This window comes from Ruoffia sp. FAM 26255 (assembly GCF_045528525.1).
GTDB lineage: Bacteria > Bacillota > Bacilli > Lactobacillales > Aerococcaceae > Ruoffia > Ruoffia tabacinasalis.
Map to the genome: position 1 here is coordinate 1 of NZ_JBGQQX010000059.1, position 12,231 is coordinate 12,231.

Annotated in this window: 11 protein-coding genes, 1 other RNA gene and 1 pseudogene; 8 read left to right on the top strand and 5 right to left on the bottom strand. The window is 35.1% G+C overall.

From position 1 onward, the window contains the following. Window positions 1-249 precede the first annotated feature (249 nt). The 3 genes and pseudogenes from ACEN31_RS09715 to ACEN31_RS09725 all read left to right on the top strand — a co-directional run bounded on the left by ACEN31_RS09715 (window position 250) and on the right by ACEN31_RS09725 (window position 2,512). On the top strand, window positions 250-1,023 hold the full coding sequence (locus ACEN31_RS09715) for an NRDE family protein (protein WP_407109302.1): 774 nt from the start codon (window positions 250-252) through the stop codon (window positions 1,021-1,023). A gap of 69 nt (window positions 1,024-1,092) precedes the next feature. Continuing rightward, window positions 1,093-1,459, top strand: a transfer-messenger RNA (tmRNA) gene (gene ssrA, locus ACEN31_RS09720). Between the two features lie 318 nt (window positions 1,460-1,777). Continuing rightward, window positions 1,778-2,512 (top strand): annotated as a pseudogene (locus ACEN31_RS09725) (tyrosine-type recombinase/integrase). A gap of 105 nt (window positions 2,513-2,617) precedes the next feature. On the opposite strand, the gene ACEN31_RS09730 reads toward ACEN31_RS09725, so the two are convergent. After that, a complete protein-coding gene (locus ACEN31_RS09730) occupies window positions 2,618-3,547 on the bottom strand; it encodes an alpha/beta hydrolase (RefSeq protein ID WP_407101531.1) in 930 nt (309 codons plus the stop codon). 367 nt (window positions 3,548-3,914) lie between these two features. Between ACEN31_RS09730 and ACEN31_RS09735 the strand changes: the two genes are divergently transcribed. After that, window positions 3,915-4,910 carry a D-2-hydroxyacid dehydrogenase gene (locus ACEN31_RS09735; RefSeq protein WP_407101529.1) on the top strand — a complete coding sequence of 332 codons (996 nt, stop codon included), beginning with the start codon at window positions 3,915-3,917 and terminating at the stop codon, window positions 4,908-4,910. Window positions 4,911-5,134: 224 nt separating this feature from the next. Here the strand turns inward: ACEN31_RS09735 and glpK are convergent, their stop codons facing one another. Beyond that, window positions 5,135-6,640 carry a glycerol kinase GlpK gene (glpK, locus tag ACEN31_RS09740; protein ID WP_407101528.1) on the bottom strand — a complete coding sequence of 502 codons (1,506 nt, stop codon included), beginning with the start codon at window positions 6,638-6,640 and terminating at the stop codon, window positions 5,135-5,137. A 39-nt stretch (window positions 6,641-6,679) separates the two neighbouring features. Continuing rightward, entirely contained in the window at window positions 6,680-7,231 is a 552-nt protein-coding gene (dhaS, locus tag ACEN31_RS09745; RefSeq protein WP_407101527.1) for a dihydroxyacetone kinase transcriptional activator DhaS, read from the bottom strand. A gap of 180 nt (window positions 7,232-7,411) precedes the next feature. Here dhaS and ACEN31_RS09750 point away from each other — a divergent pair, with 180 nt between their 5' ends. From ACEN31_RS09750 to dhaM, 4 genes are read left to right on the top strand one after another with little or no spacing between them, the layout of a single operon-like run. Continuing rightward, window positions 7,412-8,557 carry a glycerol dehydrogenase gene (locus ACEN31_RS09750; RefSeq protein WP_407101526.1) on the top strand — a complete coding sequence of 382 codons (1,146 nt, stop codon included), beginning with the start codon at window positions 7,412-7,414 and terminating at the stop codon, window positions 8,555-8,557. A 22-nt stretch (window positions 8,558-8,579) separates the two neighbouring features. Beyond that, the gene (dhaK, locus tag ACEN31_RS09755; RefSeq protein ID WP_407101557.1) at window positions 8,580-9,569 is read left to right on the top strand and encodes a dihydroxyacetone kinase subunit DhaK; all 990 of its coding nucleotides are present in this window, start codon (window positions 8,580-8,582) and stop codon (window positions 9,567-9,569) included. Between the two features lie 32 nt (window positions 9,570-9,601). After that, window positions 9,602-10,180 (top strand): dihydroxyacetone kinase subunit DhaL, encoded by a 579-nt coding sequence (gene dhaL / locus ACEN31_RS09760; protein ID WP_407101525.1) that lies wholly within the window; start codon window positions 9,602-9,604, stop codon window positions 10,178-10,180. Then, the gene (gene dhaM / locus ACEN31_RS09765; RefSeq protein WP_407101524.1) at window positions 10,180-10,554 is read left to right on the top strand and encodes a dihydroxyacetone kinase phosphoryl donor subunit DhaM; all 375 of its coding nucleotides are present in this window, start codon (window positions 10,180-10,182) and stop codon (window positions 10,552-10,554) included. Before dhaL ends, dhaM begins: the two co-directional genes overlap by 1 nt. A gap of 415 nt (window positions 10,555-10,969) precedes the next feature. Here the strand turns inward: dhaM and ACEN31_RS09770 are convergent, their stop codons facing one another. Further along, entirely contained in the window at window positions 10,970-11,269 is a 300-nt protein-coding gene (locus tag ACEN31_RS09770; protein ID WP_407109303.1) for a transposase, read from the bottom strand. Window positions 11,270-12,003: 734 nt separating this feature from the next. Next, window positions 12,004-12,231, bottom strand: a 228-nt coding sequence (locus tag ACEN31_RS09775; protein WP_407109304.1) for a metal-sensitive transcriptional regulator, incomplete at its 5' end; no start/stop codon positions are given.

The window sequence follows — 12,231 nt, forward strand, 5'->3', positions numbered from 1 at the left end:
CATCCGTGGTAAGATGGGTGTAGGTCATTTGTGGTCACTCCTTTGTATTCTTTGGTCGGAATTACAAGTTGAGTGTACCACAAATGGCTGTTTTAGTTGTCTAGCTTAATTTTACAATCGGCGTATACTAAAGTAGTAGACTATTTTATTATATTTCATATAAAAGAAAAAAAGCATATAGATTCTTATTCACGAATAGAATGATATACTAGTTAAAAGAAATATTTAGTTAAAGACGAGGTAGATAACATGTGCTTAATAACTTTTCGAAACGAAGAAGGTGCTCAAGCGCCATTTGTATTAATTGCTAATCGGGATGAAGCTTATCAAAGGGAAAGTTTGCCCATTCATTTTTGGAAGGATCATCCAACTATTCTTGGGGGCCGTGATATGAAAGCTGGTGGTACTTGGTTGGCTATCACAACGACGGGGCGCTTTGCTGCTTTAACCAACCAACCTTTCACCGAGCATGTTCCAGTTGACCCTATATCACGTGGGGGACTGATTACTGATTTTCTAACGAGTGAAGTTAGTGTCTTAGATTACGTTAGGCAATTACGGGCGGACCGCAAGAAGTATGAAGGCTATCATCTGTTGTTTGGGACAATCGATGACTTGTACAGATATGATAATGTGAGAGATGAATTCAAACCTTATAATCAAGAAGTTCACAGCCTTAGTAATACGAAGGATGATCTGTCCAAGTATCGCCAACTTAAATCCGAAGCAGTCTTAGCTGAGACTCTCGCTAAGGAGGCATTACCAGAATTAGACAACTTGATTGGCTTATTTCAAGATACAACGCCTAACCCAGATTTGAAAGACTATCCACAAGCATTAGAGAAAGAGGTTGCCTTGAAACATTCGTCCATCTTCATCCAAAGTAACCCAGACTTTGGGACAGTTTCTACGACTGCGATTGTTATCAATAGAGAAGGGCAAGTATCAATGAAAGAAGTACGTTATAATGCGCAAGAAATCATTCAAGTTACTGAGGAAAAATTTGTCTTAGAAAAGGACTAAGGTAGGGTATAACACTGACTAAGTTTGACATTCATAGAAAAAGTTGCTATAATAATTTTGTATCATAGCGGGGATGTTTTGGTTTCGACAGGTATTGTTCGAACTTATGATGCGTCAGGAAGGCAGCGACTTCCTAAAAACGCTACAGTTAAATATAACTGCAAACAATACAAACAATAATTTCGCTTTAGCAGCCTAAGAACTGCGGGTGAAGATCGGCCTGGCATCGCCCATGTGCTCAGATACCGGTCTCAAATTCAGTGGGATACGATTTAACTTTCCGTCTGCAAGTTAAATAAGAGATGACCAGACTCGCGAACTGCGATGCCCGTTTATCGGCTAACAGTGAGCCAAACTTTAAATGGATAAACTATTGACGTAGATTCGTAAGTGACGAGATATTTGGACAGGAGTTCGAATCTCCTCATCTCCATTGTTAAAATATATATTATCAAGGTTTATAGCGCTAGGGATTAGAACTTTTGAGTTTTATATCCCCAATGTACCCCCAGTATACTAATGGAATTCCATTAGTATATTGTCGGGTATATTTTTTTACATACTTATAGAAAGGAAGAATTTTGATATGTCAAAAAACTACAACCATAAACCGCCAACAAAGTATGAAAAAACAGATAGTAAGAGAACAGAGTTTATGCCATATGACATCGCATTGATTAAAATAACAGAAGAGATGAGAGTCATGGGTAAAAGTGAGCGAACAATACGGGATTACAACTATCACTTTAAACGAATGATAAACAGCTATGGTAGTTTTATAAGCTCATGCACATCTATAAATCGGGACGTATTACTCAATTATTTAGCTTTGGGAGACGTTTCAAACAACACAAGAAGTATTAGACTTAAAAATATACGTCCAGTGTTGAAAGAGATGTACAAAAGAAATTATATTGCAACAGTGTTTTGGGAAGATATTACTATCGCCAAAACAAAAGATGTTCGAAAAGAATCAAAAACAGACGATATTAGCACGCTACTCAACCATCTTAATGCTGATGACTATGTAGAATTCAGAGACTACGTTTTTATCAAGATAGTATACGAAACTGGTCTGAGAGCTGGTACGATGTCACATCTCACATACGATATGTTTGACTTTAAGAATAATGTCATAAATGTATCAGCTACAATAATGAAAGGGCGAGTTGGTACAACTAAGCCTATTCCAGCAATCTTTGAGGAAATGGTGACACAGTTACACATGTGGGAAAAAAGTCTTGGAAGCAAATGAAATGGATACAGCATTTCTATTCTTGACAACAAACGGATTACCTTTTGAGAATGCCCCACGAAGCATTCAAACATAGCTAAAAGGTTGAATAAATACAATAAAAGATATGATATGCTTGTAATAACCCACGGTATACGTAGTAATTTTGCAACTCAATTAGCATCAAATTGTGTAAGTCTAACTACGATTCAGAGCGCACTTGACTATCAAAGTTTAGAAACAACGCAAAGATAATTAGATATTGACACAGAAACTAAGAATGAAGAGATAAGCCAGTTTTTGAATAATAGATAGGTTGAACGAGTACTCAGAAATGTAGTGAACCCCAATAATTGAGGTTTAATTGCTCTCTATCTGCTGATGCAACCAATCATTGATGTAAGAAAAAAATTCCTGGTTATTTAGTTCATTTACTAACTCATGCCGAGCATCTTTAAATAACTTAAGTGTTACATTTTCCAAATCTAATTGAACATATTGCTCATATAATGCTTGAACTGCTGTGCCATACTTACCAACAGGATCCATATCACCAGAAACAATTAAAAGAGGCAAATCCTTTTCAATTTTTTCTAGTCGTTTAGTTTGATATAACGATTTAAAAGCATGGAAGAGTTCATAGTAAAAATTTATCGAAGATACGAAACCAGACAATTCGTCTTTCTCATATTGTTCCACAACTTTAGCATCTCTTGTTAGCCAACTAGATGTTGGTTGCTGCTTTTTAAATTTCTTATTAAATGACCCAAAAGATAATTGATCAATCAATTTGGCTTCTTTTTTATCATCAAATACAGTATTTTGAAAGGTAGCTAATATTCTTCCCATTTTTACATCCAATCCATTTTGTTTGGCTGAACCAGAAAGAATCATTCCATCTATTTTTTCAGAATTTTGAATGATATACTCCTGCCCGATAAATGACCCAAAACTATGAGCAAAAACAAATAAAGGTAGCTTTGGAAATTTCTTTTTTATCAACTCAGAAATCAGTTGTTCATCTTTAACAATTTTTTGAAAACCATCCTCACCAATATAGCCAAAAACTTCTTCTTCCGTCAAAGAATGTCCATGACCACGATGATCATCCGCATAAACAATATAACCTTGTTTATTTAAAAAAAGTGCAAACGCTTCATATCGTGCAGAATGTTCAGCCATTCCATGAATAATTTGAACGGCTCCTTTTGGTTTTTCTACTTGGTTCCATATACGTAAAAATATTTTTTGCCCATCATAAGAAGAAATATATGTAGTTGTATGTTCCATTTTCTGACTCCTATCCAACTTAATTTTATTTAGTATAATACAAATCAACTTTGAAATCCTTAAACATGTATTTTGTCAGTGGAGTAGGCAAGCATTGACTAGTATAATTTGCTTCTTCAAAATTCAAGGAACAACAGCTTCAGATAGATTTGGTATTATAGGATTATAAGGAGCAATTACTGGCTTCAGTTTTATGGAAGAAAATATTATGATTCGTCTAGTGATTCTTATTGTTAAATATTTGGTTGTTCCATTAGCTATAGCATTTGTAACGTATAATCTATTCACACGCATGAGCTTTTACAGTGATGATGTGTTTAAATGTATTGTAGATGGATACTAATATCTTTTAGAAAGAGGAGATTACATGACTAAAATTGCTGTTTATCAAGTAAGAGAAGAAGAATTACCTATTGTTGAAAAATGGTCAAAAGATAATAATGTAGAAGTGAAAATTATTGACGGCCAAATAACTCCAGAAAATGTTCATTTTGCAAAAGGATTTGATGGGGTAACAACAAGTCAAAACACAAAAGTTTCGAGTGAAGTTTATGAAAAATTAAACGAGTATGGAATTAAACAAATTGCACAGCGAAGCGCGGGGTATGATTACTATGATTTAGACGAAGCAACTAAAAATAACATTATTATAAGTAACGTACCTGTCTACTCACCAGAATCAATTGCTGAATTCGTAATTACTCAAGCTTTGATGTTAATTCGAAAAGTTAATGAAATTGAAGAAAGAACAAAAGAAGGTGACTTCCGCTGGCAACCAGGCATTCGTGGAGGATTACTTGGTGAAATGACAGTAGGAGTTATTGGTACGGGTCATATTGGTCGAGTCGCAGCAAAATTATTTAAAGGTTTTGGTGCTAAAGTAATCGGTTATGATCTTTATCCAAATGACGTGGCGACAAAATATTTAGAGTATAAAGACAGTGTTGAAGAGGTTGTAAAAGAAGCAGATGTGGTGACTTTACATGTTCCAGCAACATCTGATAATCACCATCAATTTGATTATGAAATGTTTAAACAATTCAAACCAACTGCATATTTTATCAACGATGCTCGAGGAGCTATTGTGGATACTGAAGGATTACTCAAAGCTTTAGATGATGGCCTAATTGCAGGCGCTGCTTTGGATACGTATGAAAACGAAGATCCATATATTCCAGCGGATAATCGTGAGACTGGAATTGATGATGAATTGTTCCAACGTCTTCTAGACCATCCAAAAGTAGTATTCACCCCACATATTGCTTACTATACAGATGTGTCTGTGCGTAACATTATGAATATTGGGTTAGATTCTACTCTTGAAGTCATAAAAACTGGAGATACAAAGAATCGTGTAAATTAAATAAAAAATGAAAAAATTAATATTTTAACATTAAAGACTATGGAATCTATTTTAAAATCCATAGTCTTTTTTAATGACTTGCGATAGTAGAGTCAAAATGAGTAGATGACTAAAATGTTTTTCTTAGCTGGATTACAGATATAAATGGATTTTTTACAGAAAGTTGTATGATCTCATTGAACTCCTATTATATTTTCACAAATTATCTAGTAAAGATTGAAAAACTAGTCAAGATTTAATTGGGTATAATATCGAACAGTCTTAAGAGCGTTATGCCAGCCATTTAATTTTTTAATTCGCTCTATTTGAGCCATATTTGGTTGGAAAATTTCGCTCTCAGACACTAAAGCTTTTAATTCATTTAAATCTTTCCAATAGCCAACAGCTAATCCAGCAAGATAGGCAGCACCTAAACCTGTCGTTTCTAAACGTTCAACACGAGTTACCGTTTTATTAAGGATATCAGCTTGAAATTGGATAAGTAAATTGTTTTGAGCAACCCCACCATCAACATGTAAAATATCAAGCTCAATTTCTGTTTCTGATTCCATTAAATCGATAATATCATTAACCTGATAAGCTAAAGATTCAAATGTAGCAAGGACAAGTTCTCTTTTTCCAGTATGTTCATCCATTCCTAGAACAGCTCCTCTGACATCAGGTTCCCAATAAGGAGCTCCCATTCCTCGAAAAGTTGGAACAACATAGACAGGAGATTCTTCATTTGCTTGAAGAGCTAAAGTCTCAGAATCTTCAATGTTCTCAAATAATTCTAAGCCATCTTTCAGCCATTCAATTGCACTTCCAGAAATCAAAGCAGAACCTTCGAGAGCATAGTTAATTTGGCCGTCTATTGAATAAGCAATCGTTGTCAGTAAACGATTATTTGATAATTTTGCTTTGGAGCCAGTATTCATAACAATAAATGTCCCTTGACCATAAGTGCTTTTAACTTGTCCAGATCGGAAAGCGAGCTGGCCAAATAATGAAGCCTGCTGATTCCCAGCTACCCCACTAATTGGTATTTTTGCTCCTTCAAAAAAACTTGGATCTGTTTCACCATAATAAAAAGAACTTGGATAAACATTAGGGAGCATGGCTCTTGGAATATTAAAGAGTTCGAGTAAGTGATTATCCCATTCTAAACGGTGAATATTAAAAAGCATCGTTCTAGATGCATTGGTATGATCAGTAGCATGTAACTTCCCTTTAGTTAATTTCCAGATGATCCAACTGTCAATTGTTCCAAAAAGTAAATTTCCTTTTTCAGCTTCTGCTTGTGTTCCTTCGTTCTGGTCTAGAATCCAACGAATTTTGCTTGCTGAAAAATAATGATCCATAACAAGTCCAGTATTTTTATGAATATACTCTTCGTTTGTATCGGTTTTCAATTGATTAATAATATTCAAAGATTGGTTAGAATTCCAAACAATTGCATTATAAATTGGTTTACCTGTTATTTTATTCCAGACAACGGTCGTTTCACGCTGGTTACTTATTCCAAGTGCTTTTATTTGAGAATAACTAATTCCTGATTTCTGGGTAACTTCTTCTATTACATTACAAACAGATTGCCAAATGACATTCGGGTCATGTTCTACCCAGCCAGGATTTGGAATAATTTGTTGGAATTTTTGACTAGCTGTTCCTATGTAATTTCCTTTCCGGTCAATAATAAAAGCACGAGTCGTAGTTGTTCCTTGATCAATAGAAAGTATATATTCTGCCATTTTTTATCACTCCATTTATTCTATAAAAATAATAAATTGTTAATCAATTTGTAATTGGTATTTTACAAGTTTGACAAGCATTGCATGGTACTTCTGACTGTTTGGTCCGCAATTCTCTAATACCCAATGATAAAGGCTTTCAGATAAACCATAGCTATAAAAATCAGTTGCTGTTTGGATTAATTGTTTTTCATCTTGCGAAAGAGTCTGATCTTTAAAGTAATCATTTGTCAACTCGTTAACTAGATTTTTAATCGAGTAAATAAAGTACTGTTTAAAAGAATCTAGTTTGATATTCAAAAAAATCTTTTTGTAATAAATTTTATTTGATTCGAGATAAGTTAATAGATGCCACAAAATATCCTCCCAATTTTCCCAAGTCTTAATCGGATAAATAGATTCATATAACTCCCAATAGAAAATCCAAGTAACTAAATCATATCTATCGTCAAAATAATCATAAAAAGTTTGGCGACGGAAACCAGCTTGCTTCATAATATCAGAGATTGAGATTTTCTCGATTGTTATTTTAGTTGTTAATTCTTGAAAGGCTAAAGCAATAATTTTTTTCGTGTTAGTTTCTTGTTCCATCTATTTAGACTCCTTTCACTAAAGAGTGGCAAGTAATTTATTATCTCAAGTATACGTTACAGAAAATATAAAGCAAAGCGGACAAAGTATAAGTTTTGTCTGTTGAGATGACAACGCTTACTTGATAGTATTTATTCAAGAAGAAAGAAAGCGCTTCAATTATATATAGGAGGAATGACAATGAGAAAAGCATTTATTAGTCCAAGTAAGTACGTTCAAGGTGAAGACGAATTATTAAACTTAGGATTCTATATTCAATCTTTAGGAGAATCAGCCCTTGTTATCGGAAATAAAGAAGATATTGATCGAGTACAAGATAAATTAGATAAGACGGCAGAGAAATTTAATGTTAAACTGTATCGCGCAGATTTTGGTGGAGAAGCTACACGAGATGAAGTCGAGCGCTTGAAAAAAATAGCAGAAGAAAACGAGACAGATGTCATAGTAGGTTTAGGTGGAGGAAAAGCGATTGATACTTCTAAAGTGGTTTCAAATGGGCACAATGTGATTGTTTGTCCTACGATTGCCGCTCAGGATGCACCAACGAGCCACTCCGCTGTACTGTATACAGCCGATCATCAATTTGATGACTATGCTTATTTTATTAAAAACCCAGATGTAGTCCTAATGGATACAACAGTTATTGCGCAAGCGCCAAGCCGATTTTTAGTTGCGGGAATGGGAGACACCCTAGCTACTTATTACGAAGCGAGAGCAACCCGCCGATCAAACTCTAATGTGAATGCTGGTTTACCAAATGGTTATCATACAGGGGCAACAGGGCCAGCCAAAGGAACCATTGCAGCCATGACATTAGCCGAAAAAAGTTTGGAAATCATTCTTGAAAAAGGTTATGATGCAAAGATTGCGGCAGATAATAATATTGTCACTCCAGCCTTGGAAGACATTGTGGAAGCGAATACTTTATTATCTGGTTTAGGCTTTGAATCAGCAGGATTAGCAGCATCCCACGCGATTTATAATGGTTTAACTGTTCTAGATGGCCCAGGAAATTACTACCATGGGGAGCAAGTTGCTTTTACAACATTTGTACAGTTAGTCCTTGAAAATGCACCAAAATCAGAAATTAACGAACTGTTAGATTTTAGTATCTCTGTTGGATTACCAGTATGTTTAGCTGATTTGGATGTTGAAGAAGTGAAATATGATGAAATTTTAGAAGTAGCTAAAAAAGCATGTATCCCAGAAGAATCGATCCACTCAATGCCGTTTGAAATAACAGTTGAAGCTGTTGCACAGGCAATTATTGCAGCTGATGCGATTGGTCGAGACTATAAAGAAAAAATAAATAAACTGAAAAACTAAGATAGGGGTAGACATAGACATGATTAAGAAAATTTTAAATAATCCAGATTATATTGTTGATGAGATGATTGATGGAATGGTGCTAAGCCATCCAGAATTAATTAAAAGAGTTCCTGAAACAGGAATCATACAACGAACCCACGATAAAAAGGGAAAAGTGGCTATTGTTTCAGGCGGTGGAAGCGGTCATGAACCTGCGCACGCTGGGTTTGTCGGAGCAGGAATGCTGTCGGCAGCTGTCTGTGGAGCCGTTTTTACTTCTCCAACGCCCGATCAAATTTTAGAAGCCATTAAAGTAGCGGACGAGGGTAAAGGTGTATTTTTAGTCATCAAGAACTATTCAGGAGATATTATGAACTTTGAGATGGCTCAGGAACTCGCAGAGATGGAAGGAATTAAAGTAGATAGTATTGTAGTTGATGATGATATCGCTGTCGAAGACAGCCTCTACACACAAGGAAAACGTGGTGTAGCAGGTACTATATTTGTCCATAAAATATTAGGCTATGCAGCTGAAAAAGGCCAGTCAATTGAAGAAATTAAAGAATTAGCTGAAAATTTAATTCCCAATATGAAAACTGTTGGTTTAGCTTTAACGGGAGTGACTACGCCAGGAAGTAGTAAACCAAGTTTTGCATTAGCGGATGACGAAATTGAGTACGGAGTAGGGATTCATGGCGAGCCTGGATACCGGCGAGAAAAGCTACAAACTTCAAAAGATTTAGTTGATGAATTACTTACAAAATTACTAGAAGAATTTGAAGCAAATTCAAACAATCGCTTTGCAATTATCGTGAATGGTTTAGGTGGAACACCTCTAATGGAGCAATATGTATTTGCAAATGATGTTCACAAACAAATGAAAGATAATAAGTTGGAGATTGAATTCTCAAAGGTAGGAAATCTGATGACATCATTAGAGATGCAAGGTTTATCTTTAACTCTACTTCGTCTAGAGGATGACTTCTATCTGGAAGCCTTAAAAGCAACTGTTGATACTATTAATTGGTAAATTTTTTAAAAACTGAAAGGAAATGTATTTTAATGAATATAGAGATGGGAATTCGTTGGATGGAATTATTCAATGAAAAAATTCAAAATGAAAAAGACTATTTAACCCAATTAGACACACCGATTGGAGATAGCGATCATGGAAATAACATGTCTCGTGGGATGGCGCATGTGGTTAAGGCGATTGAAGAACAAAAACCAGAGACTTTAAATGAGTTACTAAAATTAATTACAACAAATTTATTAAGTAAAGTAGGTGGGGCGTCTGGGCCACTTTATGGATCGGCATTTATGGGAATGATGAAAGCTGAAACAGCTGGTGAAGAATGGGCCAAGATTTTAAAAACAGGCTTAGAAAACATTCAAATGCGTGGAAAAGCAGAACAAGGTGATAAAACGATGGTGGATGTGTGGATAGCTGTTGTAGAAGCTGTTGAAAATGGTGAATTAACGCATGAATTGATTGACGTAGCTGTTGAAGCCACTAAGCCATTGAAAGCGAAAAAAGGTCGCGCATCTTATGTTGGTGATCGCTCCATCGGCCATATCGATCCAGGTGCTTATTCTTCAGGATTATTATTTCACACGATGTTAAGAGCGGAGACAGAATAATGGAAAAAACAGGGATTATTATTGTTTCTCATGTCTATGAAATAGCTGAAGGAATTCATCGTCTAATTAAAGAGGTTGCAGCAGATGTTGATGTTCAAGTAGTTGGCGGAGTCGATATTAAAGAAATAGGAACAAGTTTTGATACAGCCTTAGCAGCGATTAATAATAGCTCAGCTAAAAACTTATTAGCTTTCTATGACTTAGGTAGTGCTAAAATGAACCTGGAAATGGCAATGGAAATGAGCGATAAAACAATTAAAATATACGATGTTCCAGTTGTTGAAGGGTCATATACCGCTGCTGCTTTATTACAAGCCGGTGTTAATCAGGAAAATATTGATGAGCAGTTAGAAGTAATGCATATCGTAAAGTAAATGATAAAGTAGCCTCTTAAAAATAATTAAATTTCAATACAGAAAAACCGTCCTTATGTAGATTCATAAGGACGGTTTTGATTAAATTACTCATACCCAAAGTCTTATTTATTGAATCGAACGTAGACAGAAGACCAATGGAAACCATTTCTTCTGAAACAAGTGTTGCTATATACGAGCAGTCTGTTTTGTCCGATGAAATAGGAGAACCGGATGAAGCTGGCGATTCTTATATCAAATATCACTAGTGTTGCATAAAACTTAGAATAAATGATTTCCATAGATTGTTACTTTCGTCACAAATGGTTTTCGTTAAAATTTCCAAAAAAGTCAATTGCTGGCGCAAGGGATGACTTTTTCCAGAAATTTTTAGGGTTATTCAGTTGTGGATTAGTCCATTTATACTCTCTTTCACTTAACCAGGTGCGAACGATTCTTTGAAATACGCAAACGGTTCATACTGTAACGCTCTGATTTGTCTCAAAATAGTGAAGAGGCTTGATTTCAAGCGTAATTCCAGTTTCATCAGTAACGTCAGTAAGTAGACAATCATCGCAAGAATCACTTGATTCTCCACGCATTGTTCAGACTGTGAATAGTACGTTTTAATAGTCAAACGTTGTTTGATGTGCTTAAAAAACAACTCGATCTGGCATCTTGATTGATACATCTTTCCGATGGGCTTTATCAAATCCAGATAAATTATTTCAGCCATAGTTTATTAGTATTTGCTTTAACTCTTCCCAAATAGCTGTATACTTGCGAAAATAGTGCAGGATATACGGCTATTTATATCTGCATTTTCGGGAGAACTGCTTGAGCAAACGTATGACTATACCTATAAGAATTAATAATATATGCATAAGTATTATGCACTTACTATCCTAAATCACAATATAAAATTTCTTAATTTCCTTTTTAAATTTATATAGAATTTTTAAGGGGTATATCAAACTCTCTATAGCCATCAACATCATCAGCTTTCATCTTTTATACCTCTTGTCTACAACTATTTATTCGACACTTACAACTTACATTCACAACACTAAAAAATGAATATTCCTTACTGCGAACTATGGGTACACCCCTAATCGACATAAGTGCACTATCTTACTTTTTTATTCCTAAATGTTCTAGTCTTCGGACAAATCAAAAAACTCTCTTTCCATTTTACCTAATTGGAAAGAGAGTAATAAGTGTTTTTATCAGGTTAGTATTGGGCTTAAATTTAATGCCTTATTTACTTCTGAAGTTAAACTGGTTCTTCAGGGGCCACTGGATCTACCGGCTCTTCTGGAGTCCCCCAACGCGGCAACCTTCTTATCTTGGATAAACTGAACAATCATCGCCTGTAATGTTCTTCACTAAATTACCTTAATAAAAAACTCTGTTTCGATACGTTGACACTCAACTGGCGAACTAAACAATCCAAGCTATAACCTTTTTAATTTAACGGCTTTTCATTAATAACTGAATTGCTTGTTCAACGCTTTCTTCTCCAGTACTACCATTTTTGATATTATCCTGTACACATTCTACTAAATTTTCAGCAACAATTAAACTAATCGCACGATCAATACTGGAGCGCACCGCTGATAATTGAGTAACAATATCCGCGCAGTCTTTTCCTTCTTCCATCATATTCAAAACCCCATGCAACTGACCATCAGAACGTTT